Source organism: Pusillimonas minor (assembly GCF_014237865.1).
In the GTDB taxonomy this organism is placed as follows: Bacteria; Pseudomonadota; Gammaproteobacteria; order Burkholderiales; family Burkholderiaceae_B; genus Neopusillimonas; species Neopusillimonas minor.
Genome location: NZ_JACJUU010000008.1, coordinates 63641 through 90232, shown reverse-complemented (window position 1 = coordinate 90232; position 26592 = coordinate 63641). Strand labels below are relative to the sequence as shown.

At 59.1% G+C, this 26592-nt stretch carries 19 protein-coding genes, 1 tRNA gene and 1 other RNA gene; 7 read left to right on the top strand and 14 right to left on the bottom strand.

Annotated features, from left to right (window positions below; genetic code table 11):
* Positions 1-7: 7 nt before the first annotated feature.
* Positions 8-1933, bottom strand: coding sequence for an ATP-dependent zinc metalloprotease FtsH (gene ftsH, locus GTU67_RS10900; RefSeq protein ID WP_185780094.1), 1926 nt, complete (start codon positions 1931-1933; stop codon positions 8-10).
* 100 nt (positions 1934-2033) lie between these two features.
* Positions 2034-2669 (bottom strand): RlmE family RNA methyltransferase, encoded by a 636-nt coding sequence (locus GTU67_RS10895; RefSeq protein WP_185780093.1) that lies wholly within the window; start codon positions 2667-2669, stop codon positions 2034-2036.
* A gap of 17 nt (positions 2670-2686) precedes the next feature.
* On the opposite strand from GTU67_RS10895, the gene GTU67_RS10890 reads away from it, so the two are divergent.
* Complete coding sequence (locus GTU67_RS10890) at positions 2687-3301, top strand: YhbY family RNA-binding protein (protein ID WP_185780092.1); 615 nt, start codon at positions 2687-2689, stop codon at positions 3299-3301.
* Between the two features lie 129 nt (positions 3302-3430).
* Here GTU67_RS10890 and greA read toward each other — a convergent pair whose 3' ends face one another.
* Positions 3431-3907: a transcription elongation factor GreA gene (gene greA / locus GTU67_RS10885; protein WP_185780091.1), complete on the bottom strand. Its 477-nt coding sequence runs from the start codon at positions 3905-3907 to the stop codon at positions 3431-3433.
* A 190-nt stretch (positions 3908-4097) separates the two neighbouring features.
* Positions 4098-5414 (bottom strand): solute carrier family 23 protein, encoded by a 1317-nt coding sequence (locus tag GTU67_RS10880; protein ID WP_185780090.1) that lies wholly within the window; start codon positions 5412-5414, stop codon positions 4098-4100.
* A gap of 103 nt (positions 5415-5517) precedes the next feature.
* On the opposite strand from GTU67_RS10880, the gene GTU67_RS10875 reads away from it, so the two are divergent.
* Positions 5518-5940, top strand: a complete 423-nt coding sequence (locus tag GTU67_RS10875) for a YchJ family protein (RefSeq protein ID WP_185780089.1) — start codon at positions 5518-5520, stop codon at positions 5938-5940.
* A gap of 3 nt (positions 5941-5943) precedes the next feature.
* Here GTU67_RS10875 and GTU67_RS10870 read toward each other — a convergent pair whose 3' ends face one another.
* The 3 genes from GTU67_RS10870 to carA are packed head-to-tail and all read right to left on the bottom strand — an operon-like array spanning position 5944 to position 11118.
* Complete coding sequence (locus GTU67_RS10870; protein WP_185780088.1) at positions 5944-6708, bottom strand: SDR family oxidoreductase; 765 nt, start codon at positions 6706-6708, stop codon at positions 5944-5946.
* An 18-nt stretch (positions 6709-6726) separates the two neighbouring features.
* Complete coding sequence (gene carB, locus GTU67_RS10865; RefSeq protein ID WP_185780087.1) at positions 6727-9954, bottom strand: carbamoyl-phosphate synthase large subunit; 3228 nt, start codon at positions 9952-9954, stop codon at positions 6727-6729.
* A 9-nt stretch (positions 9955-9963) separates the two neighbouring features.
* Positions 9964-11118: a glutamine-hydrolyzing carbamoyl-phosphate synthase small subunit gene (gene carA / locus GTU67_RS10860; RefSeq protein WP_430459011.1), complete on the bottom strand. Its 1155-nt coding sequence runs from the start codon at positions 11116-11118 to the stop codon at positions 9964-9966.
* 166 nt (positions 11119-11284) lie between these two features.
* Here carA and tal point away from each other — a divergent pair, with 166 nt between their 5' ends.
* Entirely contained in the window at positions 11285-12244 is a 960-nt protein-coding gene (tal, locus tag GTU67_RS10855; protein WP_185780086.1) for a transaldolase, read from the top strand.
* 88 nt (positions 12245-12332) lie between these two features.
* Here the strand turns inward: tal and recR are convergent, their stop codons facing one another.
* From recR to GTU67_RS10825, 6 genes are all read right to left on the bottom strand, one after another.
* On the bottom strand, positions 12333-12941 hold the full coding sequence (gene recR, locus GTU67_RS10850) for a recombination mediator RecR (protein WP_185780085.1): 609 nt from the start codon (positions 12939-12941) through the stop codon (positions 12333-12335).
* Between the two features lie 22 nt (positions 12942-12963).
* The gene (locus GTU67_RS10845) at positions 12964-13290 is read right to left on the bottom strand and encodes a YbaB/EbfC family nucleoid-associated protein (RefSeq protein ID WP_185780084.1); all 327 of its coding nucleotides are present in this window, start codon (positions 13288-13290) and stop codon (positions 12964-12966) included.
* A 63-nt stretch (positions 13291-13353) separates the two neighbouring features.
* On the bottom strand, positions 13354-15651 hold the full coding sequence (locus tag GTU67_RS10840) for a DNA polymerase III subunit gamma/tau (protein ID WP_185780083.1): 2298 nt from the start codon (positions 15649-15651) through the stop codon (positions 13354-13356).
* A gap of 19 nt (positions 15652-15670) precedes the next feature.
* An RNA gene (gene ffs / locus GTU67_RS10835) (signal recognition particle sRNA small type) lies at positions 15671-15768 on the bottom strand.
* A gap of 22 nt (positions 15769-15790) precedes the next feature.
* Positions 15791-19120 carry a UvrD-helicase domain-containing protein gene (locus GTU67_RS10830; RefSeq protein ID WP_185780082.1) on the bottom strand — a complete coding sequence of 1110 codons (3330 nt, stop codon included), beginning with the start codon at positions 19118-19120 and terminating at the stop codon, positions 15791-15793.
* Positions 19113-21830: a PD-(D/E)XK nuclease family protein gene (locus GTU67_RS10825; protein ID WP_249417686.1), complete on the bottom strand. Its 2718-nt coding sequence runs from the start codon at positions 21828-21830 to the stop codon at positions 19113-19115. Before GTU67_RS10825 ends, GTU67_RS10830 begins: the two co-directional genes overlap by 8 nt.
* A 47-nt stretch (positions 21831-21877) precedes the next feature.
* Here GTU67_RS10825 and xerD point away from each other — a divergent pair, with 47 nt between their 5' ends.
* Both xerD and GTU67_RS10815 read left to right on the top strand, forming a co-directional pair.
* Complete coding sequence (gene xerD, locus GTU67_RS10820; RefSeq protein ID WP_185780081.1) at positions 21878-22792, top strand: site-specific tyrosine recombinase XerD; 915 nt, start codon at positions 21878-21880, stop codon at positions 22790-22792.
* 34 nt (positions 22793-22826) lie between these two features.
* Positions 22827-24386, top strand: coding sequence for a sensor domain-containing diguanylate cyclase (locus tag GTU67_RS10815; protein WP_185780080.1), 1560 nt, complete (start codon positions 22827-22829; stop codon positions 24384-24386).
* Positions 24387-24453: 67 nt separating this feature from the next.
* Here GTU67_RS10815 and GTU67_RS10810 read toward each other — a convergent pair.
* A tRNA-Arg gene (locus GTU67_RS10810) sits at positions 24454-24528 on the bottom strand.
* A 201-nt stretch (positions 24529-24729) separates the two neighbouring features.
* Here GTU67_RS10810 and tsaE point away from each other — a divergent pair.
* Positions 24730-25284, top strand: coding sequence for a tRNA (adenosine(37)-N6)-threonylcarbamoyltransferase complex ATPase subunit type 1 TsaE (tsaE, locus tag GTU67_RS10805; RefSeq protein WP_185780079.1), 555 nt, complete (start codon positions 24730-24732; stop codon positions 25282-25284).
* The gene (locus tag GTU67_RS10800) at positions 25218-26585 is read left to right on the top strand and encodes an N-acetylmuramoyl-L-alanine amidase (RefSeq protein WP_185780078.1); all 1368 of its coding nucleotides are present in this window, start codon (positions 25218-25220) and stop codon (positions 26583-26585) included. Before tsaE ends, GTU67_RS10800 begins: the two co-directional genes overlap by 67 nt.
* Positions 26586-26592 lie beyond the last annotated feature (7 nt).

Below are 26592 nucleotides of genomic sequence, written 5' to 3'. Positions count from 1 at the left end.
CGGTAAATTACACCGGCGTTGCAGCGGTATCGGCAACGCCCTTGTCTTTTCCGTCGGACGACGACACGCCTTCGGAGGGTGTGCCACCGCTTGATGCACCACCCGAAGACGACAGGTCGTCGAGGTCTTTGGGCGGACGGGGAGGACGACCTTCCATGATGTCGTTGATCTGGTCAGCGTCGATGGTTTCCCACTCGAGCAGCGCCTTGGCCATCGCTTCCATTTTGTCGCGGTTGCTTTCGATGAGGTTGCGGGCAACCGTGTACTGCTGGTCGATGATGGCACGGATTTCCTGGTCGACCTTTTGCATGGTGGACTCGGACATGTGTGTGGTTTTGGTCACGCTGCGGCCCAGGAAGACCTCGCCTTCGTTCTCGGCATACACCATGGGCCCGAGGGTATCGGTCATGCCGTAACGGGTAACGATGTCGCGGGCAATGGCCGTAGCACGCTCGAAGTCGTTGGATGCGCCGGTCGTCATTTGGTTCATGAAGACCTCTTCAGCGATACGACCGCCAAACAGAACCGCGATCATATTGAGCAAACGCTCTTTATCCATACTGTAGCGATCGCTTTCGGGCAACTGCATGGTCACGCCCAGGGCACGGCCACGCGGAATGATGGTGACCTTATGGACAGGATCGGTTTTGGGCAGACAACGCGCCACCAGTGCGTGACCAGACTCGTGGTAGGCCGTATTACGACGCTCTTCTTCGGGCATGACCAAACCACGGCGCTCGGCACCCATGATGATTTTGTCTTTGGCCTTTTCGAAGTCTTGCATGTCGACGGTGCGGCCACTACGGCGCGCTGCGAACAAGGCGGCTTCGTTGACCAGATTGGCCAGGTCGGCACCCGAAAACCCCGGGGTACCACGCGCCAGCACCATGGCATCGACGTTGGACGCCAGCGGCACTTTACGCATGTGCACTTTCAGAATTTGCTCGCGACCACGGATGTCGGGCAAGCCCACCACAACCTGGCGGTCGAAGCGACCGGGGCGCAGCAAGGCAGGGTCGAGAACGTCGGGACGGTTGGTGGCAGCAATAACAATCACGCCCTGGCCGGTTTCGAAGCCGTCCATTTCAACCAGCAACTGGTTAAGGGTTTGTTCGCGCTCGTCGTTACCGCCGCCCAGGCCCGCACCACGCTGACGACCGACTGCGTCGATTTCGTCGATGAAGATAATGCAAGGCGCCTGCTTTTTGGCGTTCTCGAACATGTCGCGAACACGGGCTGCACCCACCCCAACGAACATTTCGACGAAGTCGGAACCGGAGATGCTGAAAAACGGTACCTTGGCTTCGCCGGCAATGGCTTTGGCCAACAAGGTTTTACCTGTACCGGGGTTGCCCACCAGCAACACACCACGGGGAATACGGCCACCCAGGCGCTGGAACTTGGTGGGGTCGCGCAGGAAGTCGACCAGTTCTTTGACGTCTTCTTTGGCCTCGTCGCAACCGGCAACGTCGGCAAACGTAATGTTGTTGGTGTTTTCGTCGAGCATGCGGGCGCGCGACTTGCCAAAACTGAACGCACCGCCTTTGCCGCCGCCTTGCATTTGACGCATGAAGAAGACCCAGACCCCGATGAGCAACAGCATGGGGAACCAGGAGATGAATACGCTGGTAAGGAAGGAAGGTTCTTCGCGGGCTTTGCCGGATACCTGCACCCCGGCCTTGACCAGCTCGGGGACCATCCAGAGGTCGCCGGGAGAGGTCAGGCTATAGGGCCGGCCGGAGTCGGGCGTAACAAAAATGGTGTCGCCCTGGATGTCGACCTTGGAAATGCGCCCCGCGCGCGCTTCATCCATGAACTGGGTGTAGGTCACGGAATCGCTGGTAGCAGGCCGGCCGTCGAACTGTTTGAAAACAGTAAACAACACCAGCGCAATCACCATCCAGATCGCTACTTTGGAAAACGAGTTGTTCAAAGCCAACCTCCTAGAAACTGCGGCTTGCGGGGAACATATAAGGCGGCCCCGATAATACGGTTAACAGGCCATTCTAACCCGTTAAATAATAAAGTGTGGCTCAAGACTTGAGACGCTGGCCGACCAGAAAAGTTTCAGACGACTTGCCCCGCGATGCCTTGGGCTTGCGCTCGACAACCCGGACAAAATGCCTTTTGAACGACTCGACGATTTGCGAAAAACCACTGCCATGAAACGCTTTAACAATAAGCGCGCCATCGGGCTTAAGATGATTTACAGCAAATTCTAACGCTAAATCGCAAACATGCTGAATACGAGCTGAATCTGCAGCCCCCACACCTGACAAGTTGGGGGCCATGTCTGAAATTACAAGATCGACCTGTTTGCCTTCAAGCATGGTTTCAAGTTGATGCAAAACGGTGTCTTCGCGAAAATCACCCTGCAAGAACTCTACACCGGCGATGGGCTCCATGGGAAGCAGGTCAAGCGCAATGACCCGCCCGTCAATGACGCCGCCGGCAGCCACCAGGCGTTCGCGGGCCACTTGCGACCAACTGCCCGGGGCCGCACCCAGGTCGACCACGATATCGCCCTTGCGCATGAGCTTCTCGGTGTCGAGAATTTCGATAAGTTTGAACGCAGCGCGGGCCCGATAGCCTTTTTGTTGCGCCATTTTCACATAGGGGTCATTTATGTGTTGCTGAACCCACTCTTTTGAGAATTTTTTCTTGGCCATTCCCGTACAATTCAAATATGCCCAAATTAGACATTACTTCGCAAGAACGCAGCGCCCTGCGCGCACGCGCCCACCCTTTACGCCCTGTCGTCCTCGTCGGCGACCGTGGCCTGACGGAATCGGTTATTCAAGAGATCGACCGTAATCTTACCGCGCACCAGCTCATCAAGGTAAAAATGGCCGGGCAAGAGCGCGACGAACGTGAAGCTTCGCTCGAGTCATTGTGCGAGCAGCTGTCGTGCGCCCCGGTACACCACCTGGGCAAAACGCTTATTTTGTTCCGCCCCGACGCAAAACAACGTCGGGCCGAAGAAGAAAGCGTTAATGCCACGCGCGCCGTACGCAAACCCACCGAGCCGCACACGCCCAAAAAACTGGCTGCTGCCGGCGTGACTAAAACCCGCAAGGCCGGCATTGCCGAACGCTCGGCGCGTAAAACCGAACGCCTCGAAAATGCTGCGCCCAAGGTACGTCGCGCGTCAACCCCCGGCACCGTGGCATCGGGTGCACGTAAAACGGCTGCCAAACCCGCAGCCGGCGCTTCGCACGGCATCCCTCGTCGTGGCGGCAGCGCGTTGTCACTCAAGGCCGGCGCCCGCCGCTCTGCCGTGGCACGGCCTAAAATCCGTTAAAGCCCTTGCCGTCGTGGCGCCTGGCGTGCGACCCACGCTGCAGGCGCCTATTGCGGCAAGGCAAAAATAAAAGCCCGGCAAAACTCGCTCGGGCTTTACATTAGGTGCGCCAGCCAGCCGGCGCAAAAATCAGACGTAGCTGACAGAAAGAATTTCGTATTCGCGCACACCGGCGGGCGCCTGTACCTCAACGACATCGCCTTCGCTTTTGCCGATTAAGGCACGGGCAACAGGGCTGGATACTGAAATACGGTTTTCACGGATGTCGGCTTCGATGTCGCCCACAATTTGGTAGGCCACACGTTTGCCCGATTCCAACTCTTCAATTTCTACGGTGGCGCCAAACACCGCTTTGCCTTCAGCATCGAGTGCAGCCGGGTCAATGACCTGGGCATTCGACAGCGTGCCTTCAAGCTCTTTAATACGCCCTTCTACAAACGCCTGACGCTCACGCGCCGCGTCGTATTCGGCATTTTCAGACAAATCGCCCTGAGCACGCGCCTCGGCAATAGCGTTAATGACCTCGGGGCGTTCGACTGTTTTCAGCCGATGTAGTTCTTTTTGCAAGCGCTCAACGCCACTTACCGTCAACGGGATCGCAGACATAATGCTTCCTGAATAAAAAGTAAAAAAGACGCCCCAAAGGAGCGCCCGATTGGTAAAACGTTAGTACTGCAAGGTACAAAGGAAATCCCCGGTCGGTGACAACCGGGGATCTGAACCTATTGTCGGCAAAGTTGGCCCAAAAAGCAAGCCCTTGGGTAAAAATTGCCAAAAAACCAAAAAATACCGGCAGTTAGCTGCGTTTTGACTGCCTTAGCAACGCGTAAAGAATAATTGCACCAAACGTGGCGGTGCCGATGCCGTCGAGACGGAAGGCGCCGAGCTCGAGCGAGAAATTACCCGCGCCCAGTACCAGGGTGACGGCGGCGACAATAAGGTTACGGTTGTCGCTGAAGTCGACCTGATTGACGACCCAGATACGGGCGCCCGCAATGGCTATTAAACCAAACACAACAATTGACATGCCCCCCAGGACAGGCCCGGGAATAAGCTGGATGAGTGCGCCAAACTTGGGCGAGAAACCCAGGAAAATGGCAATCACTGCGGCCACGACAAACACCAGCGAGGAATAAATGCGGGTGACAGTCATGACCCCGATGTTTTCGGCATAGGTTGTAACGCCGGTACCGCCCACCGAACCCGACACCATGGTGGCCACACCATCGCCGACAAACGCACGGCCCAGGTATTTGTCGAGGTTCTGGCCGGTCATGGCGCTGACCGCCTTGATGTGGCCGAGGTTTTCGGCGACCAGAATAATGGCCACAGGCACAATCACGCTCATGGCGCCGACGTCGAAGACCGGACTGGAAAACGTCGGCAAGCCAAACCAGGCTGCAGCGGCGATTCCGCCGAAGTCCATGGGTTTACCCAAACCGAAGCCATTGGCCAAAATGGCATAAATAACGCAGGCCAGGATAAGCCCCACCAGAATCAGCAGCCGTTGGGTGACACCGCGCGTGTAAACGGCTACGCCGCCCACACACAACACCGTGATCAACGCCATGATGGCTTCGAAGGTTGACCCGCCCATAGCGCCTTTAGCGGCAATAGGCGCCAGGTTAAGACCAATAACCGCCACGATAGAGCCGGTAACCACCGGCGGCATCCAGGCATCGATCCAGTCGGAGCCATTGGCCGAACGGGCATTGAGCCACCACACCACCAAACCGATTAAGGTATACACCAGGCCGCAGACAATAATGGCGCCCAGCGCTACACCGATGTTGGCGTTGGCACCGCCGCCGGCATAGCCGGTAACGGCAATGACACCCCCAATAAACGCAAAGCTAGAGCCCAGATAGCTGGGCACACGCCCACCCACAAACAAGAAGAAAATAAGCGTGCCGATGCCGGACATTAAAATAGCCACGTTAGGGTCGAAACCCATAAGCAACGGCGCAAGAATGGTAGAACCGAACATAGCCACCACGTGCTGGGCGCCCATGGCGACGTTTTGAGGCCATGACAGACGTTCGTCGGGCTGTACGACCCCGCCCGAGGCGTCGGGGTTAACCTGTCGCCACCGCGGAAAATATGAGTTTGACATTGAAATGCCTTCTTGAAGTAGTTATGAAATGGTGCTTCTCACAAAGGCGAAAGTTTACGGGCAGGCTCGACCCGTTCGCAACAAATAATTGCTGGAACAAGACATGAAGAAAAATAATGCGGCTGCAGTTTGCCCCTGCGGCGGCCTGCCGGCAGGCGCGCCGTACCCTCAATGCTGCGGGCAATACATCGACGCCGGGCATATTGCCCCCAGCGCCGAGCACCTCATGCGCTCACGCTATACGGCCTATACACTGGCACGCACCGATTATGTGACGGCAACCTGGCACGCCGATACGCGGCCGGCTCAACTGGCGCTTGACGCACCGGATGCTCCGCACGGCACACGCTGGCTGGGCCTGAAGGTTCACGCATTTCGCGACATTGACGACACACATGCCGAAGTACGGTTTACGGCAAGGTACCGCGAAGCAGGACGGGCGCACCGTCTGACCGAAACCAGCCGTTTCATTAAAAAAAACGGCCGGTGGTTTTATGTAGACGGAATAATTGAAGGCACCGCTTAAAACTTAAGGCCGGGATGTCTGGCGGGGTTTGCGCTCGCGCCGCGAAGCTACGCTGTCGTAAAGGCTGTTGGGTACCCATCGCAACAGGCGTGCCACCCACCCCATTTGCCAGGGGATCACAATATACGACACCCCGTTATCGATGGCGCGTATGGCGCGCCGTGCGAATTCGTCGACCGGCATTAAAAATGGCATTTTGTAGGGGTTTTGTGCGGTCATGGGCGTACGAATAAAGCCCGGCGCCAAAGTGACCACCTTCACACCCGTACTGTAAAGCTCGACACGAAGGCTTTCGCAGTAATTACGCACTGCAGCTTTAGAAGCACTGTAGGCCCCCGCACCGGGCAGCCCGCGCACAGCAGCCACACTGGCCACCCCTACCAGGGTGCCCCGCCCTTGCGCCTTCATGGCCGCCACAAAGGGCTCGAAAGTCGATACCGTACCCGCCACGTTGGTGGTCATGACACGCAGGAAGACATCGAAATCTTCAGCCGCCTCGGTCAGCGTGCCCACGCTGATCCCGGCCGAGGCAATGACGACATCAACAGACCCCAGAGACAAAAAGTCGTTTGCGGCCTGATGCAACGCACTGCGATCGGTCACGTCGAGCACATAGATTTTATGCGTCCCGGGAAGTGAGTCGGCCAAGGCTTCGAGGGCATCGGCGCGACGGCCGACCAGACCCAGCTGACACCCGCGGGCGGCATAAAAACGGGCGAGCGCGGCGCCGATGCCGCTGCTCGCCCCGGTGATAAACACACGTTGCATGTGCTGGTTTAACCCGGCTTATGCATGCATGCTTTGCAGGCTATAGACCTTCAGGCCCTCGCCCTGACGCATGTATTGCAGGCCTTCGACAGCGGCGCGCGCACCGGCGATAGTCGTGAAGAAGGTTACTCGGGACGCCAGCGCAACGGTACGAATATGACGCGAATCGACAATGGCGTTACGCCGCTCTTCGACCGTATTGATAACCAGCGCGATTTCCTGGTTTTTAACCATGTCGACGATATGCGGACGACCCTCGGTGACCTTGTTGACCACCTGTACGGGGATACCGGCATCGGCAATGGCGGCTGCCGTACCACGGGTAGCCACAATCTTGAAGCCCAGCGCCACCAGGCCACGAGCCACTTCGACAGCCTTGGGCTTGTCTTGTGCCTTGACGCTGATGAATGCGGTGCCCGATTCGGGTAACGTTACGCCAGCGGCCATTTGCGACTTCACGAAGGCCTCGCCGAAGCTTTCGCCTACGCCCATGACCTCGCCGGTTGACTTCATTTCGGGACCAAGAATGGTGTCGACGCCCGGAAACTTGACGAAGGGGAACACGGCTTCTTTGACCGAGAAGTACTTGGGCACGACCTCTTCGGTAACGCCCTGGTTGACCAGGGAGTTACCGGCCATGGCACGCGCCGCAATTTTGGCCAGCTGCAGACCGGTAGCCTTGGACACATAAGGTACGGTACGCGATGCGCGAGGGTTAACCTCGAGCACGTAGACATCGCCGTCTTGAATGGCGAATTGCACGTTCATGAGGCCTTTGACATTAAGCGCACGCGCCATCAGGCTGGTTTGGCGTTTGATTTCGGCAATGGCGTCGGCCGACAACGAATAAGGCGGCAAGCTGCACGCCGAGTCGCCGGAGTGAACGCCGGCCTGCTCGATATGCTCCATCACGCCGCCAATAAACACACGCTCGCCGTCGCAGATGCAATCGACATCGACCTCGGTGGCGTTGTTCAGGAAGTGATCGAGCAATACCGGAGAGTCGTTGCTGACTTTGACAGCCTCGCGCATATAGCGCTCGAGGTCTTGCTGCTCGTGAACGATTTCCATGGCACGACCGCCCAGCACGTAGCTGGGGCGAACCACCAGGGGGTAACCAATTTCGGCGGCCAGGGCAAGGGCTTCGCCCTCGGTACGTGCCGTACGGTTGGGCGGCTGACGCAGACCCAGCTTGGTCAACAGCTTCTGGAAGCGTTCGCGGTCTTCGGCGATGTCGATGGATTCGGGGCTGGTGCCAATAATGGGTACACCGTTGGCCTCGAGTGCACGCGCCAGCTTGAGGGGGGTTTGCCCGCCATACTGCACGATCATGCCGACCGGGTTTTCTTTGTGAACGATCTCGAGTACGTCTTCGAGCGTCAGCGGCTCGAAGTAGAGGCGATCTGACGTGTCGTAATCGGTGGAAACCGTTTCGGGGTTGCAGTTGACCATGATGGTTTCGTAACCATCGTCACGCAAGGCCAGCGCGGCATGCACGCAGCAATAGTCGAATTCGATGCCCTGCCCGATACGGTTGGGGCCACCACCCAGCACAATAATTTTCTTGCGGTCGGTTGGCTCGGACTCGCACTCTTCCTCGTAGGTCGAGTACATATAGGCTGTTTTGGTTTCGAATTCGGCCGCGCAGGTATCGACACGCTTGTAAACCGGGCGAACCCCCAACTGATGACGCACTTTGCGCACTTCGGCTTCGGAGGTGTCGAGCAAAAAGGCCAGGCGACGGTCGGAAAAGCCACGACGCTTAAGCTCGCGCATGGTGTCGTGATCGAGGTCGGCCAGCGTTTTTTGCTCAAGCGCCAGTTCGATGTCGACGATTTCTTTGATTTGCGACAAGAACCAGAGGTCGATCTTGGTAAGGTTGTGCACCTCTTCGAGGCTGAAACCCTGGGCAAAAGCGTCGCCCACGTACCAGATACGCTCGGGGCCGGGCTCACCCAGTTCGATTTGCAGCTTTTCGCGATCGGTGGTTTTCTGGTTCAGCCCGTCAACGCCCACTTCGAGGCCGCGCAAGGCCTTCTGGAAAGACTCTTGAAAGGTACGGCCAATAGCCATAACCTCGCCCACCGACTTCATTTGCGTCGTTAAACGCGAATCGGCCTGGGGGAATTTTTCGAAGGCAAAACGGGGGACTTTGGTGACGACGTAGTCGATGGAGGGCTCGAACGAGGCAGGTGTTGCCCCGCCGGTGATTTCGTTGCGCAGTTCGTCAAGCGTGTAGCCGACGGCCAGACGCGCGGCCACTTTGGCAATGGGGAAGCCCGTTGCCTTGGAAGCCAGCGCCGACGAACGCGAAACACGCGGATTCATTTCGATGACGATCATGCGACCGTTATCGGGGTTGAGCGCGAACTGCACGTTAGAACCGCCGGTGTCGACCCCGATTTCACGCAACACCGCAATCGAGGCGTCGCGCATGATTTGATATTCTTTGTCGGTCAGGGTTTGGGCCGGTGCAACGGTAATAGAGTCGCCGGTGTGCACACCCATGGGGTCGAGGTTTTCGATCGAGCACACGATAATGCAGTTGTCGGCGCGGTCGCGCACCACTTCCATTTCGTATTCTTTCCAGCCCAGCAACGACTCTTCGATAAGCAGTTCGTTGGTTGGCGAGGCCTCGAGGCCGCGACGACAAATAGCTTCGAATTCTTCGGGGTTGTAGGCAATACCACCGCCCGAACCGCCCATGGTAAAGCTGGGTCGGATAACCGTGGGGAAGCCTGATGTGCCGGTATCTTCGGCAATACGACGCTGCACTTCCCAGGCCTCGTCCATTGAGTGCGCCACACCCGACTTGGCCGACTCGAGGCCGATTTTGGTCATGGCTTCTTTGAACTTCTGGCGATCTTCGGCTTTGTCGATGGCGTGCGCATTGGCGCCGATCATTTCGACACCGTGCTTGGCCAGAACGCCATGGCGTTCAAGGTCGAGTGCGCAGTTAAGCGCGGTTTGGCCGCCCATGGTGGGCAGCAAGGCGTCGGGCTTTTCGACTTCGATGATTTTTTCGACGGCCTGCCAGGTAATGGGCTCGATGTAGGTGACATCGGCCGTTTCCGGGTCGGTCATGATGGTGGCCGGGTTGCTGTTGACCAGAATCGTGCGATAGCCTTCGGCTTTAAGCGACTTGCAGGCCTGTGCGCCGGAGTAGTCGAATTCGCAGGCCTGGCCAATGATGATGGGGCCGGCACCGATGATAAGAATGCTTTTTATGTCTGTACGCTTGGGCATAATGCTGATTTACTTTTGACCGGCCATAAGGCTGATGAATTTATCGAAGAGCACCACGATGTCGTGTGGGCCGGGGCTGGCTTCGGGGTGACCCTGGAAGCAGAATGCCGGCGCATCGGTGAGCTCGAAGCCCTGCAAAGTACCGTCGAACAACGAGACGTGGGTGGCGCGCGCGTTGGCCGGCAAGCTGGATGCCTCGACGGCAAAGCCGTGGTTTTGGCTGGTGATGAAAACGCGACCGGAATCGAGGTCTTGTACCGGATGGTTACCGCCATGGTGACCGGTTTTCATTTTGAGCGTTTGGGCGCCAACGGCCAGACCCATGATTTGATGCCCAAGGCAAATACCAAACAGCGGGATTTTTTTCTGGATAGCGACTTGCGCGGTATGGATGGCGTAATCGCAAGGCTCTGGGTCGCCAGGGCCGTTCGACAAAAAGATGCCGTCGGGGTTAAGGGCAAGCACCTGTTCTACCGGCGTTTGCGCCGGCACAACCGTTACGCGGCAATTGCGGTCGGCCAGCAAACGCAAAATATTTGACTTAACGCCGAAATCGTAGGCCACAACATGGTACTGGTCGCCCTGGGGTTGCGCAAAGCCCTGGCCCAATTGCCACGTACCTTGTGTCCATTCGTGTTGGGTTTTGGTCGAAACAACCTTGGCCAGATCTTGCCCGGCCATGCCGGCAAAGCTTTTTGCCAGACGAACGGCTTCGTGGTGGTCGGTACCCACGTAAATGCACGCGCCTTGTGCCCCGCTCTCGCGCAGAATGCGGGTGAGCTTGCGGGTGTCGACACCCGAAATAGCCACGATACCCTGAGCACGCAGGTATTCGGGCAATGACTGCGTGGCACGGAAGTTGGAAACACGCAGCGAACAATCGCGCACAACCAGGCCAGCCGCATGCACACGGTCGGACTCGACATCTTCGGGGTTGACCCCGGTATTGCCGATGTGCGGGTAGGTTAAGGTAACAATTTGGCCGCTATAGCTCGGGTCGGTAAGAATTTCCTGGTACCCGGTCATTGACGTATTGAAAACAACCTCGGCGACGGTATGTCCATCGGCGCCGATAGAGACACCCTTGAAGATGGTACCGTCCGCCAAAGCCAAGATCGCAGGAGAGGACGATGTAATCCCCTCGGGAAGTAGAGACGGCAGCACAGTGAACCCCGGTTATAAAGTCGATAAGTAAACCTTGGAATTATACCTTGAAGAAGCAAGGCCTTTCAGTTGCCGCTAAAATCAAACGATATTAGTTTGCGCCGTCGCGCCGCGTGCGTGGTGTCTGCCCAACCTCTTTTCGAAGCCAAGCCAATTGTTGTCACCCATGCCCAGCCAACTTGAATTACTGCGTCAGTACACCACGGTCGTTGCCGATACCGGCGATTTCGAAACCATGCGAGCGCATCAACCCACCGATGCCACCACCAACCCGTCGCTCATCCTCAAAGCGGTGCAAAAAGACACCTACCGGCCGTTGCTCGACCGCACCGTACACGACTTCCCCCACGCAGCACTGCCCGAACTGACCGATCGGCTGCTGGTGGCGTTTGGCCGCGAAATTCTTGCAATCGTGCCCGGCCGTGTTTCCACCGAAGTCGACGCCCGCCTGTCGTTCGACACGCAGACCACCATTGTCCGCGCACGGTACATTATCAATTTGTACGCGCAGGCCGGCATACCGCGCGAACGCATTCTGATCAAAATTGCATCGACCTGGGAAGGTATCCAAGCTGCACGGGTACTGCAGGCCGAAGGTATTGCCTGCAACCTGACCCTGCTTTTTTCGTTGCCGCAGGCCGTAGCCTGCGCCAACGCCAAGGTACAGCTTATTTCGCCTTTTGTAGGCCGAATATACGACTGGTACAAAAAAGCGGCCGGCCCCCAGTGGGACGAGGCCGCAAGCAGCGGCATCAACGACCCCGGCGTTCAGTCGGTCACGGCTATTTTCAATTACTTCAAGCATTACGGCATTGCCACCGAAATCATGGGGGCAAGCTTCCGCAACATCGGGCAAATCAGGGCGCTGGCCGGCTGCGACCTGCTCACGATCAGCCCCGAACTATTAAGCCAGCTTGCGGCCAGCACCGACCCGCTGGATACAGTATTGGATAGTGCCGCAGCGGCCAAACAGGCTGTGCCTGCCCTGACGTGCGACGAAGTGTCGTTCCGCACGCAGCTTAACGAAAACGCCATGGCCACCGAAAAACTGGCCGAAGGCATCAGGTTGTTTGTCGCCGACGCCATCAAGCTCGATGCTCTGCTGAACGCGGCTCGGGCCGCCTAGGCGCTAGCGGATGTTGGCAGGGGCGTACCGCATAGCGCCCCAAGCCCGATCGTGTCTCCCAACTTACAGGCGGGCACGACTTTCTGGCCTAAGCGTTACGGCGCTCGATCAGGGCCCATGCCAGCGTACCGGCATCAACGTATTCAAGCTCGCTGCCCGCCGGCACGCCGCGGGCCAAACGCGATACCGTCAACCCACGGGCGCGCAGCAGCTCGGTGAGGTAATGGGCTGTGGTTTCGCCCTCGGGCGTAAAGTTGGTGGCTAAGATAACTTCTTTGACCTCACCGTCGCAGGCCCGCTTTAACAGGCGTTCAAACTCGAGCTCGACCGGGCCAACGCCTTCTAGCGGAGACAACCGCCCCATCAGCACGTAATACAACCCCCGGTAACCGTGGGTCGATTCAAGCGTATTTTGGTCGGCGGGGTTCTCGACCACGCACAGCAAAGACGGGTCGCGCCGGGGGTTGGCGCAAGTGGCGCACAGGTCGTCTTCGGTAAAGTTGTTGCAGCGCTGACAATGCCGCAGTTGCTGCAGGGCCGACGCAAGCGCCTGCGACAACCGCTGGGCGCCGACCTGGTCATTTTGCAGCAAATGGTAAGCCATGCGCCGTGCCGAGCGCACTCCCACCCCCGGCAGCCGGCGCAAGGCGTCGACCAGGGCTTTAAGGGGCTCGGGCTCGGGCAGCTGGGCGTCCATCAGGGGTAAACGACCTTTGTGACTAGAACGGCAGCTTCATGCCGGGGGGCAAAGGCATACCGGCGGTGACCGATGCCATCTTTTCTTGTGAAGTGGCTTCGGCTTTGCGCAAGGCGTCGTTGAAGGCGGCGGCCACCAGATCTTCGAGCATATCTTTGTCGTCGGCCAGCAGGCTGGGGTCGATTTGAACGCGTTTGACATCGTGACGGCAAGTCATGGTGACCTTGACCAGGCCACCGCCCGATGCGCCCTCAACAACGATATCTGCCAGCGCTTCTTGCGCCTTCTTCATGTTTTCTTGCATTTGCTGCGCCTGGCGCATCAAGCCGGCAATCTGACCTTTCATCATGGCGTGAACTTCCTGAGATAGAAATTGAATGAATTGGTGGGTACTGCAAAACAACGCATGCAATCAGGCCGCTTTGCTTTGCGGTAAAGGGCGAATGGAACCCGGGATCACCCGGGCGCCGAAGTCGGTAACCAAGGCTTGAACCAGCGGGTCGACATCGACTGCTGCTTCGGCATCGCGCTGACGGGCGGCAAGCTCGGCCTGCTCGACGGCATGCGCGGTATCGTCGCCGGTTTGGCCATACTCGACCTTGAGCCGGACGACCGTGCCGAAGTGTTCGGACAGCAGTGTACACAAGCGTGCCTGACCGGCGCTGTCGGCAAACATGCGAATACCGACACGCAAATGAATTTCGTTGTCTTTGACACCGACCCATTCGCTTTGTCGGGCAAGTTCGGAGGCAACCCCGGTTGCCGGGAGCGACGCGACGAGCGCCACCCAGGCCTTGCTGTCCATGCTGGACAGCCGGGGCGCACGACCGCGTCGTGTCGGCGCGTCGGCAGACAATCCGGCCAGGACGTCGACGGGTATAGGATTGGTCTCGTCGGCTGGGCCGCGCGACAAAGCCAGATCGTCGTAGCTTTCGTCAGCCCCGACATCGTACCCCTGCCCCATGATGGCAGCGTCGTCGTAGGCGCCATCAGCAACCATGGTTTCGAAGTCGTCGTCGGGCAGATGGCCAACGGTGTTGTCTGCGGGGATATCTTCCCAGGCCGGAACGCCGTCATCGGCAGAGGCTGCAGACGCGCGCCCGGCTGGTGCCGCAGACGCAAACTGAGCTTGCCCCGTTGATACAGAAGACTGTCCTGTTGACACAACGGGCTTTGCCGGCGTTGACACCGCAGGCCGCTGTGGCGGCGAGGTTTCGCGCCTGGCAGAGGCGGCTGCTGGTGCAGGCACTGGCCGGGGGGCTTGAACTAAAGTGGGCTTCGCATCCTGGACGGGAGCCGGATGAGATTCAGGCGTGGGTGATACTGCCATCGCAGATGGATCGCCCCGCCTGGCGGCGTCTTCGACGCGCAGAGCGACGTGTGGCGGCGACGCATTACCAGCGACAGGCGGCACACCGGATGCAGACGCTGCGTTGCCGGACGACACCAAAGCGATACCGGGCACAGGTGCTGCGTCGCCGGAAGACGACACTGGAGACATGCCGGGTGCTGGCGCTGTGCTGCTGGTGGCCACCGGCGCTGGAGCGGACTGGGGTGTTGCAGATGCCGCCGGGCTATCTGTACGGGTAGATGGCCCGGACGGCGGCGGCAAAGGTTGACCGGCATTGGCCGGGGCGAGCGACAGCATGCGCAGGCAGGCCATGACAAAACCCGCGTATTCGTCGGGCGCAAGCGCCAGCTCGGAGCGGCTATGAACGGCTACGGTGTAAAACAACTGGACAAGATCAGGCGGCATGCCGGCGGCCAGCGCGGCCAGCTCGGCGGCAACCGGATCATCGGCCGGCGCGACGCCGGGTACGCGTTGTTCGATAGCGATACGCGACAACAAAATACACAAGTCGGCCAATGCACCCGAATACGACAAGCCCCGGGTTGCCAGCTCGTCGGCCACTTCGAGGACCGACTGACCGCTGCCGGCGACCAACCCCTGCAGCAAACGCACCAGATAGCGCTGATCGATGGTGCCAAGCATGCCGCGCACCGCGTCGGCCGACAACTGGCCGGCGCTGTACGCAATGGCCTGGTCGGTGAGCGACAAAGCGTCGCGCATTGAGCCGGAAGCCGCCTGCGCAATAAGACGCAATGCGGGAACGTCGAAGGGAATGTTTTCGTGCTGCAGCACGCCCTGCAAATGCCCGACGATGGCGTCGGACGTCATTTGCTTGAGATTGAACTGCAGGCAACGCGACAACACCGTCACCGGAATTTTTTGCGGATCGGTCGTTGCCAGAATGAATTTGACGTGGGCAGGCGGCTCTTCGAGGGTTTTGAGCATGGCGTTGAACGCATGCCCGGTCAGCATGTGCACCTCGTCGATCATGTAAACCTTGAACCGCCCGGCGCCCGGGGCGTATACCGCCTGCTCGAGCAACTGCGTCATTTCGTCGACACCACGGTTCGAGGCGGCATCGAGTTCGACATAGTCGACAAACCGGCCTTCATCGATTTCGACGCAGGCGCGGCAGTGGCCGCACGGATTCGCCGTGATGCCGGTTTCGCAATTGAGGGATTTGGCCAGCAGCCTGGACAGCGTTGTCTTGCCCACACCGCGGGTGCCGGTAAACAGCCAGGCATGATGCAGACGCTGGGTTTCGAGGGCGTGGGTCAGGGCCCTGACCACATGATCCTGGCCAACGAGGGTGTCAAACGAGCGGGGCCGCCATTTGCGCGCCAGTACCAGATATGTCATGAAGTGTACGTATCAATGAAGAGGCGAGCCTGACTTCGGCACTGGTTCTGAACGACTGTGGCTGCTTCGTTCCCGACCTGACCAGGTTTGCCGCCGAACCATGCGAAGGGGCCCGCCAACAAGCAGTTTAACAGGATTTTCAATCGTCGATCCAAATGTCGGCCCGCGGAAAATAAAGCGCCGAACGTGACGGTCGGCCGTCGAGGGCACTGACCTGGGCACGGTAGCGGGCCATCTGCTCGGCGTAGCGTGCCCGCATGCGGTCGGCAAACTGATTTACCTGTTCGCCGTCTTGGGGGCGGCCCGTTTTGTAGTCGACCACCAGCCAGCCCTGCTCGTCCGATACGGCCAGGTCAATCACCGACACCCGGCCCGAGACATCAAGCAATGACCATTCGCGATACGCTTTGGCCAAGCCAAGCAGCCAACGGCCACGCGCGCTACTTAATGTTGCCTCAAGCGTTTCGCACACCGCCGCCGTAGCGGTATCAAGTCGGTCGCCCGGCACACCGGCTCTCGACAACTGACGCCGAACCACAGGCGCCTGGGCCCGGACGCGCTCAACCGTCCAGCTGTCGGCACCCGTTTTGCCCAGGCGTTCAAGCCAGGCATGCGCGACAGTGCCGACAAGGGCATCTTCGTTCAAGGCTTGCGACCATTCCCAGGGCCTGCCCGCGTCCCCGGACGCGACAAGCGCCGCACAATCGGCGTCTGGCAGCGCCGCCAGCGGCAACCGCAGCAAGGGTCGGCTATCGACGCTGGATACGGCGGCTCCCGTCATCCCGTGGGCCGGCAATGCCATTGCATCGGGTGCGGGCGGTTGCGGTATGTGCGGCCACAATCGGCTGAGCAAACTGCCCGCCCTGGGCGGCGCCACCCCGCCGTCTTTATCGAGCGAAAGCTGGGCTATAAGACATAGTTGATGTCGGGCACGGGTGGCCGCCACGTACAACAAACGGTCAATTTCATAGGCCGACCTTTTTTTCTCGCGCTCACGCAAGTAGGTGGTGATCGGATCGGCCTGCTCGGAGGCCTTGGGCCGTATCGGCCCGATCAATAACCGCCCTTCGCTGAACTCAAAATGCACCAGTCGCTGGTTATCATTGGTGGCGCCATGATGCAGCCCCATCAAAATTACCGTGTCGAATTGCAGGCCTTTTGATTTGTGAATGGTCATGACCTCAACCGCCGGGCCGGCCTGATGACCTGGTGTGGCAAACAGCCTGTCCAGCTGGGTTTCAAGCTCGGCAGGGTCGAGCCCGCCGAACGGTGCGAGTTTTTCGATCAGACGGAAAAAGGCCTGGCTATCGGCCCGGTCATCGTGGGTAGCATAAACCGTGGCTCCGCCCAGCCTTTGCCACGCGGTTTCCAGCCACGATGCAAACGGCACGACGCCTTCGTCGTTACCGCGATCAAGCAACACAGCAGCCGCATGCAGCACACGTTGATGCTCATCGTTGGCCACGCCCCAGGCGGCCGGATCGTCATCACGCACATAATCGGCCAGCATCAAAGGCGCAGGTCGGGCGGTTTCTTGGCCAAACAGCGCATGCAATGTGCTCAGGCGCAAGCCACACAAGGGCGAACGCAACACCGAAAGCCAGGCTAGCCGGTCGCCCGGATGAGACAGCGCGCGCGCCAACTGCACCAGATCGGCAACCACTTGACGCGTCTTCAATGACACCAGCTCAACGGCACGACACGGGATGCCCTGACTTGTCAATTGACGAACAACGTCTTTCAGGTGACTACGCGCACGCACCAGCACTGCGACGGGATGCCCGCTTTCGGGGTTGCGCGCCAGGGCGTCGCGCGCGAGCTGCACCACCAATTGGGCGGCCTCCTGTGCGCTGGCCTCGTCGGCGCCGTCTTCGCCGCCCGACCATACCGGGTGAAGGGAAACACCCAACCCGTCAAGCGGCGGATTAAACGCGACCGAAGACGAGTAAGGAATCGCCCCCAGACCGATATGAGGCGCCGCCGGGAACAATGGCCCGAAGACGCCATTAACCCAATCGACAACTGACGTCTGGGAACGAAAATTGGTGGTCAATTGAAGCGACGTCAGCGGCACCTGCCCAAGGCCGGCTTCGCGCACCTTCAAGAACAGCCCGACCTCGGCTTTACGAAAGCGATAAATAGACTGCATGGGGTCGCCCACCAAAAACAGGGTCCGTCCGTCGTCGGGCATCCAGCCTGATGTCAGGCGTTCCAGCAACTCTATCTGCGCCTGGCTGGTGTCCTGGAACTCGTCTACCAGCAAGTGACGGATGGCGCTGTCCAGAGACAGCAATAAATCGGTCGGGTCATCGGCGCTGCCCAGTGCACGCAACGCCCGTTGCGAAACCTCTATAAAGTCGACTTCGCCCGCCTGCGAAAACTGAACCATCAGTTGCGCCCAGGCCAAACGCAGCACCTCGAGCAGGTCACCCAAAACGTCGAGCTGCCAGTCTTGATAGCCCTGCGCGGGCGCTGAGCGGATCTCGGCCAGCGCATCCACCCAGGACTCGTTGCCATCAAAGTTTTGAAGCCAGGCCAGAAAGACGGCGCGATGCGCTGACTTGGCCTCGAAGCCCGTTGTCTTGTTGGCCGTCTTGCGCAGGCGCCCGTCTTTGGTCAACAGAAACGCGGCCAAGGCCTGCCAACGCGGCAAATCGGCCTGCGATGCGTCGAACGGGCTGCCGTCCCAGTCAACCAACGGCAAGACCTCGGGCATTTTCCCTTCCGAGGCCAGAGCGTCTGCCGCCGTCCGACAAGGCACAGCCAAGTCTTGCGACCATCCTGACGGCATCAGCACGGCCAGCCGCGCCACGTCTTCGTCAATCGTTTCGGTCAGAAACCTGGCCAGCAACCGGGCATCACTGCCAGCATCAAGCAGCGGCATCCATTGGTCGCGGCTTCCCAGCATTTCGGCCAGCAGGGTTTCGGCTGCGCGCAGATTGACATCAAGGTGTGCCAACACCCTGGCAACCGACTCAACATCGTCGACCAGCCCTATCGTCGCCTGCGCCGCCTCTCGGTAATACCGGCCGGCGTCGTCGCACACCCCGGGCATGCCGCCCATTGTGCTTAGCCATGGCATGCCTTTGACCAAATGCGCACAAAAGGCATCAATCGTCCGGATGCTAAGCCGCGCCGGGTATTGCAATAATTGCCACCCCATCTGGCGGTCACGCTCGATGGCCGCGCGCGCCAGCTGCCAGCTTTCACGGCGATGAGCTTCGGGCGGTTCCGGGCCCAGCCCTTGCGCCAGTTTAAGTAACACCCGGGCGTGCATTTCGGAGGCCGCCTTACGCGTAAAGGTGATGGCGACAATTTCCTCCGGCCGCTCGACAGTAGCCAACAAAGCCAGAATACGATCGGTCAACAGCTCTGTTTTCCCGGAGCCCGCCGGCGCCTGCACCAGAAACGAACGTTGCGGGTCGAGGGCCTGCCGCCGTGCGGCTGCATCGTGAATCGGCTCAGACATTATCGCTCCCGGCTTCATTCAGTCTTAAGAAAGGCAAAACATCACAGTAATCTAGATCGGCTCTTTTCTCGAACCGGTTACGGGCATCGCCCCGGATGAAATCATTGGCTAACCCCTCGATAGCTTGCCGCCACCGCAACAGCACGGCGGACCAGTCAAGGCCCTCGAAGGCCGGCCAATCGGATACCGACGCCAGCCCCGGCACACCCAAGTCGGCATCGGCCAACCCGCGCACCTGACAACCCCGGGCATGCAATTGCGCCAGTACCAACGCACCCACACCGGCATCCGTGCCGCCTCCCCCCATGACTGCCGCATAAAACGGTAACTGCAAGTCGACCAGTCGCTGGCGCGACCAGTCGGACTTTGGATCGATATTGCCATTGCCGGTTTTGTAATCGACGATGGCCAGGCTGCCATCATGCAGGCGATCGATACGATCCAACCGAAGCTTCAGACCCAATGGGCCAAACTGCCAGGTCACTGGCTGCTCCAGCGCTTCGATGGCAAACGGCATGCGCGCCTGCTCAAGCGCAAGCCACTGCAGCACCACCACACGCCCCCGCTCTTGTTCGAGGCGCTTCAAGGTGTCGCCGTAGCCCGCCAAATGCTCCTGAGCCGCCGCCAAGATGGCCTCGTCAACAATCGACGCCACTTGCCCCTGTACGGCGGCCTCATGCAGAGCGTCCTGATGTTTCAATGACTTCCAGACCAGCTCCAATGCGCGGTGCATGAACAGACCACGCGCGTTCTGGTCGGCCAACTGGCCGTAATCTGGCAGCTGCGAAGCCCCAAGCCGATATTTGACGAAAGCCCAGAGGGGATTTCGTGACTGATAATCGATCAGGGATATCCCCCCCGGCATGACCGCATCGGCCTGCAACGCGGGCCCCTGGTCGTCGGTCAATACCTCAAGGCGCGTGCCGGCGCCCGCAGCCGGCGGCTGCAGATAACCCGGTGTGATCGCTTCGGGGGTGTGCGCAATAAAAGGGCTAGGTCGCAACTCGCGTTCGCCTTCGTGCGAGGCATGGCTGAAACAAACCTGCGGCGCCAAACGGCACAGGTCGTCGAACAACACGCCTGCCCATTGCAGTTCCCGTTCGGGCGTGGCGCGCGGCGCACCCGCATGACGCAATACATGAGCCGGCAGCAAAGGATTCGGACGCGTCGACGCGGGCAAGACCTCATCGGTAAGGCCCAACACCCAAACGCCGTCCCAACTGCCGCCCTCGGCCTCAAGCAAACCCAACACATCAAGGCGCGCCGCCGGATCGCGTTGGGGTTGAAACAAGGTTTCGCGCACCAATCGGGTCAACAAGCCAACCGCCTTCGCGAAGGACACCTCACCCCAGACAATGTCGTACTGCCCTAACTGGCCCAGGGCGCGATCAAGGGCTTCCAGCGTCTGGAACGCGGCACTGCCGGGAGACGAGCCGGGAAACCCCAGCCTGCCCAACAGATCACGAAATTTCGCCGACCAGGCATGCAAACCCAGACGGCTGCGATCAGCCATCAGCACGTCGACACAACCAAGCCAGGCTTGATGCAATTGCGGCGTGGCGTTGGCCAACATGCCGGTAAACTGGAGTAGAGAGATCTGCGTTACCGACTTGTGACGCCAATCGGCATCAAGCCTGGCGCGCGCCGCAGCTTCGGCATGCGCACCCACACAGGCGCCGGCCAATAACGCCGTGCCCAATTGCCTTGGTGTAGACACACCCGTAATACGGAAATCGGCAAGCACACTAAGCCAGGCCAACGCTGCACGCACCAGCGGCCACTGCGCCAGCGGGCGGGCCACTGCAACGTTATAACCTTCGCCAGGCGGCAAAGTCAGGCGCAACGCGCGGTGCGCCAACGCCACATCGGCTTCCAGACGACTGGCCACAATGGCATAACGACCGCGCGGGTTCTGCTGCAGGTTGTATTTTGCCCAACGCGCGGCAGCCCACCACTCCTGATCGGTATCCGGCAGCGCATAGCGCAACCGTGCCCCGGCAGACGGTCGTTGCCCCTGCAGCACCAGGCAATGCACGCCGCGTGTTGCCAACCCCGACAGCAACGTCGACATCCGGGGCGACAACTCGTTAAAACCAGCCAGCACCAGCGTCGTGAAATCGAGCGGTAGAACGCCCTGGGCCGCGGCATCACAAACGCGCCCGATACTCGCGTTCACGTCTTCAGCGTCGCGTTCGGCAAGGCATTCAGCATAACGACTTTGCCATAGCGAAAACCGCTGAAAGTCGTGTGTCTCAGCGGCAGGATCGACATCAAGCTGCCACTCGCTCATCAGCGTGTCGGCCTCGGCGGCCAGGCGCGCTGCCATGCTGGTGTCCAGCAGCGTCTCTTCACCCTCAACGGCCTCGATCACCTGCTGCCAAAGACCCCGCGCGGCAAAAACATCAAGATAATGCGCAGGCGTAGCGGCTTGCGGCAAAAAAGACAATTGATCGGCCGCCTGCCGAAACCAAGCGGCCAGGGGCACAATGGCGGGCAAGGGCATCACACGCCGATCATCGCGCAGCGAATCCGAAAGCTCAGATAACAAACGACGGGCATGCCGGTTGTTTACCGTCAACACTAACGTCTGCTGGCTGTCCATTTCCAACAATTGTGCAAGCGTCGTGATGTCCAATGAATCCAAATCAGTTACAGTACTTTGCATGGCTGCGGCCCGGTTCAGAAACCGGCAGTTTACCGTGTCGTTCATGGTCGCTCGCTTCCCGGCCAGATCATTTTGCCTACGAGTTGTTCCTCATGAGTCTTGCCCGAACCTCGCCTCTCCCTTCGCCCCTGATTCAGCCCTTTCTTGACGCCCTGTGGCTTGAAGACGGGTTGGCAAACAACACCCTTGCCGCCTACCGGCGAGACCTGTCTGCGTTTACCCAATGGCTGGGCGACACACAGGGCAAAACGCTCATCCACACGCAAACGTCCGACATCCAGGCTTGGTTTGCCAGCCAGCACGCGACCTCCAAAGCCACCACAGCCAACCGTCGCCTGGCCACGTTGAGACGATTTTTTCTTTGGGCGAAAAGGCAAAATCATGTACAGCATGACCCCTGCCTTACGCTGAAAAGCGCGCGACAGCCAACTCGTTTTCCAAAAACACTTTCCGAAGCCAACGTCGACGCCTTGCTGACCGCGCCCGACACCAATCTTGCGCTTGGCATGCGCGACAGGGCAATGCTGGAAACACTCTACGCCACAGGCCTTCGCGTCACTGAACTGGTTTCGCTGAAACTGCTGGACGCCAACCTTGACGAAGGCGTGGTGCGCGTCGTGATGGGCAAGGGCGGGAAAGACCGGCTGGTGCCGCTAGGTGCTGAAGCAGTACACTGGATGCAACACTATATGGGGGCATCGCGCCCGGCTTTGCTAGGCCCCAAACGCAGCGACGCACTGTTTGTTACTGCGCGCGGCGGCGCCATGACACGGCAGTCATTCTGGCTTATCGTGAAAAAATATGCGCTTCGGGCAGGTATTACCGCACCGCTGTCGCCGCACGTATTGCGCCATGCCTTTGCCACCCACCTGCTGAACCATGGCGCCGATTTGCGTGTCGTACAGTTATTGTTGGGCCATGCCGACATTTCAACCACACAAATTTATACCCATGTGGCACGCGAACGTTTAAAAACCCTGCACGCACAGCATCACCCGCGGGGCTAAGTTTTGAAAGTACCGAGGTAAACAGCCGCACCCAATGATACGACTCAAACACCTTGACCTGCGTCGACTGATTATTTCTCTGGCCGTTGTAACCGGCCTGATCATGCTCGCCAACAGTTTTTATGCCAGCTACAAAGCCCAGGAACAAATCCTGATCAAGAACCGGTTGCAACTTAATCATGCTTACGCCACCAAAGTGGCATCAGCCACCAGCGACTACCTGGCGTCTTCCATGCAATTACTTCGCTACAGCGCGAAAGAGGTCAACAAACTGATGGACATCCCGCAAGCCCTGCAAACCGAGGTGTCACGCGTCTACCGACAAACAGAAAGCTTCGATTCGGTGCTGGTTGCCGATGCCACGGGCAAGGTGTTGGCCGCCGCACCCCTCGATACGCTGATCGGAAAATCACTGGAGACCCTCGGTGCCAAAGAAGCCCTGCAGCTTCAAAGCCCCGTTATTTCAAAGCCTTACACCGGTGCCAGCGGTAACCGGGTCATCGTGCTGTCCCAACCTATTTTTTCGGCTTCAGGAAAATACCTGGGCTATATCGGTGGCAGTATTTACCTGGGACAAGCCAACAGCCTTGACCGGTTACTCAGCGAACACTACTACAGCGATGGGTCTTACCTGTTCGCCGTCGACCAAGATCGACAATTACTCTACCACCCCGAGTCGCGCCGAGTGGGCACGACGGTTGGTCAAAACCCGGTCGTCGATGCCGTGCTGGCCGGAGAAACCGGCTACATGCAGGCACGCAACAGCCAAGGAATAGAAATGCTGGCGGGCTATGCACCACTGACAATTGCCGGCTGGGGCATTGTGGCCCAAGCCCCCACCAATGCGGCACTTGAACCCCTTGGCGCCCTGATGGCCGGCGTGCTGAAAGACACGGCGATACCGGCGCTGATCATTCTTGGCCTAGCCTGGTGGATGGCGCGCCTGATTTCCCGCCCGCTGTCGCAACTGGCCCAGGGTGCCCGTGCGCTCGACCAACCCGAAACCGCCGAAAAAATCGGGCAGGTTGAACCGTGGTACTACGAAGCCAGCCAGCTGAAAAAAGCCATGCTCGAAAGCATGAACACGTTTCATCACCGCATCGTCAAACTCAACCTCGATGCGCAAACCGATGCCCTCACAGGCCTGTTAAATCGCCGAGGTCAGGAAATGGCCCTGGCCGCTCTGGAGCAAAGCCGCCAGGACTTCGCCATCGTTGCAGTCGACATCGACCACTTCAAGCCCGTCAATGACACCTGGGGGCACGACACCGGCGACCTGATCCTGCAGTTCCTGGCCGACGCCATGCGTACGTGCTCGCGCGATGAAGACCTGCTGTGCAGAAGCGGCGGCGAAGAATTTTTAATGCTGCTTCCCGCCACCCCGCCAGACGGCGCCCAGCACGTCGCCGAACGTCTGCGTGCGCATGTCGATGCCTGGCACGGCCTGCCCGGGCCGGGGCACATTACGATATCTTTGGGGGTGGCGTACTGGTCGCCCGAAGGCGGCAGCGTCGAGGCCTCGTTGAAACGGGCCGATGAAGCGCTGTACAACGCCAAGAAAAACGGACGTAACCGCGTTGAGATGGCGCGTTAAGCGTGCTGACACCTTGAACGGGTGCATCGCCGCGAAACACCGGCGGGATGCAAACCGATTTAGCGCGTGGCGTCCCCGACAGGAATCGAACCTGTAATCTTCCCTTAGGAGGGGAAAGTTATATCCATTTAACTACGGAGACGCAGCGCCGCCATTTTAGCAGCATGCAATGTTGTATTTTTGTCTCAGTGTTAACGTGAATTTTTCATGACAGCACTTGCATTCCCGGACAATGCAAGTGCTGTTGCTTTTCCGGCAGCAGAAGATGCGGCGGCATGCCGCCCGAAGCTCTGGGCACACGGGTATGCACTACAATGCCGCGGGCCATATCAGGTAAATCATCATGACGACAGAAAACCGCGTTTTGGGCGAAGTTGAAACTTATTTAGAAGACGAAAGCAGCACTATTGCACTGGCGACGCAAATCGCACCCCTGTTGCTGGCCGACGACCCAGGCCATCCGGGCACACCACAGGGCGGACGCATTCATCTTCGTGGCGACCTCGGTGCGGGCAAAACCAGCTTTGCCCGGGCCTTGCTGCGCGCATGCGGCGTCACCGGCCGGATCAAAAGCCCGAGCTATGCTTTGCTTGAAAGCTATAAAGTTTCTAACTTATACTTGTATCATCTTGATTTTTATAGATTTAGCGATCCACGAGAATGGATAGATGCTGGGTTCCGAGATATCCTGCAAAAACAAGCAGTTGTGCTCATCGAATGGCCGGAACAGGCCGGCGGGCTGCTCCCTTTGCCCGACCTTGAAATCAACCTGAGCTACGCAGAAACCGGACGACAAGCACGATTAATCGCCTATAGCAACAAAGGACAATCATGGCTAACCAGACTAGTGCTTCCACCGAGGGGATCTCACCCGCCGGGCGCGTCCGTCGGCGTCTGATCGCAACTGCAACCACACTGTTTGCGCTGCCTGTTATCCCGAAAATGGCCCGGGCGGCAACCATCCTGGCAGTCCGTACCTGGCCGGCCGACGAATATACCCGCGTCACGCTAGAACTCGACACCGAACTCAAAGCCGAACACTTCACCCTTGAGGGACCACATCGTCTGGTGGTCGACATTAACGGGCTGACCATGAACCAGGCTATCAACGAACTGGTATCCAAGGTCAAACCCAACGACCCGTATATTGCCACCGTGCGCGTGGCGCAAAACCGCCCCGACGTCATTCGCCTGGTTTTTGATCTGAAACAGGCCATCGCCCCGCAGGTGTTCACGCTTAAACCCATTGGCGAGTACAAGTACCGCCTGGTGCTTGACCTGTACCCGAAAATTGCCCAAGACCCGCTATTGGCGCTAAGCAATATGGGCGACGATAGCGACCCACTGGCCGAAGTTCTTGAAAATCTGGCGCAGGCCGGCTCACCCTCGGCGCCTATCCCGTCGGTTGACGGCCAGCAACTGCCCCCTATTGCCCAGAAAAAGCCGGCCCCTCAGGCTGCGCCCACGCCGGCCATGCCCGACACCGAGCGCCCCAATCGCCCGATTCTTATTGCACTCGACCCCGGCCATGGCGGCGAAGACCCCGGCGCGGTCGGCCCCAGCGGCACCTACGAAAAGCACATTGTGCTGGCGATTGCCCGTCGCCTCAAAAAACTCATCGACGCGCAACCCAACATGCGCGCCTACCTGACGCGCGACGGCGACTTCTTTGTACCACTTCAGGTTCGAGTGCAAAAAGCGCGGCGGGTGAAGGCCGACCTGTTTGTGTCTATCCATGCCGACGCCTGGGTCAAGCCCAGTGCCCGGGGGTCGTCGGTTTTTGTCTTGTCGCAAAACGGGGCATCCAGTGCCGCCGCCCGCTGGCTGGCCAAAAACCAGAACGATGCCGACCTGATCGGCGGTATCAACCTGGGGTCGCACAACCAGCAAGTGGCCAAAGTCTTGCTCGATATGTCAACGGCGGCACAAATCAATGACTCGGTCAAAGTCGGTGGCCGCGTCCTGAGCGAAATCGGCAAAATCAACCGGCTGCATAAAAAATATGTTGAACGTGCGGGGTTTGCCGTGCTCAAGGCGCCGGACATCCCGTCCATCCTGGTTGAAACGGCATTTATCAGTAACCCCGAAGAAGAGCGCCTGCTACGCAGCGGCGGGCACCAAGACAAAATCGCCACCGCCATGCTCAAAGGCATCAACGATTACTTCGCAACTAGCCCGGGGCTCGCGCGTCGGGCATAATTGCCCC

Coding starts and splice junctions, on each gene's coding strand:
- GTU67_RS10830 (WP_185780082.1), bottom strand. CDS start 19,120: ATGTCTGAGCCGATTCACGATGCAGCCGCACGGCGGCAGGCCCTCGAC.
- carB (WP_185780087.1), bottom strand. CDS start 9,954: ATGCCCAAGCGTACAGACATAAAAAGCATTCTTATCATCGGTGCCGGC.
- GTU67_RS10870 (WP_185780088.1), bottom strand. CDS start 6,708: ATGCAACGTGTGTTTATCACCGGGGCGAGCAGCGGCATCGGCGCCGCG.
- GTU67_RS10800 (WP_185780078.1), top strand. CDS start 25,218: ATGGCTAACCAGACTAGTGCTTCCACCGAGGGGATCTCACCCGCCGGG.
- GTU67_RS10815 (WP_185780080.1), top strand. CDS start 22,827: ATGATACGACTCAAACACCTTGACCTGCGTCGACTGATTATTTCTCTG.
- GTU67_RS10875 (WP_185780089.1), top strand. CDS start 5,518: ATGAAGAAAAATAATGCGGCTGCAGTTTGCCCCTGCGGCGGCCTGCCG.
- GTU67_RS10895 (WP_185780093.1), bottom strand. CDS start 2,669: ATGGCCAAGAAAAAATTCTCAAAAGAGTGGGTTCAGCAACACATAAAT.
- greA (WP_185780091.1), bottom strand. CDS start 3,907: ATGTCTGCGATCCCGTTGACGGTAAGTGGCGTTGAGCGCTTGCAAAAA.
- tal (WP_185780086.1), top strand. CDS start 11,285: ATGCCCAGCCAACTTGAATTACTGCGTCAGTACACCACGGTCGTTGCC.
- tsaE (WP_185780079.1), top strand. CDS start 24,730: ATGACGACAGAAAACCGCGTTTTGGGCGAAGTTGAAACTTATTTAGAA.
- GTU67_RS10825 (WP_249417686.1), bottom strand. CDS start 21,830: ATGAACGACACGGTAAACTGCCGGTTTCTGAACCGGGCCGCAGCCATG.
- recR (WP_185780085.1), bottom strand. CDS start 12,941: ATGGACGCCCAGCTGCCCGAGCCCGAGCCCCTTAAAGCCCTGGTCGAC.
- GTU67_RS10845 (WP_185780084.1), bottom strand. CDS start 13,290: ATGATGAAAGGTCAGATTGCCGGCTTGATGCGCCAGGCGCAGCAAATG.
- GTU67_RS10890 (WP_185780092.1), top strand. CDS start 2,687: ATGCCCAAATTAGACATTACTTCGCAAGAACGCAGCGCCCTGCGCGCA.
- GTU67_RS10880 (WP_185780090.1), bottom strand. CDS start 5,414: ATGTCAAACTCATATTTTCCGCGGTGGCGACAGGTTAACCCCGACGCC.
- GTU67_RS10840 (WP_185780083.1), bottom strand. CDS start 15,651: ATGACATATCTGGTACTGGCGCGCAAATGGCGGCCCCGCTCGTTTGAC.
- xerD (WP_185780081.1), top strand. CDS start 21,878: ATGAGTCTTGCCCGAACCTCGCCTCTCCCTTCGCCCCTGATTCAGCCC.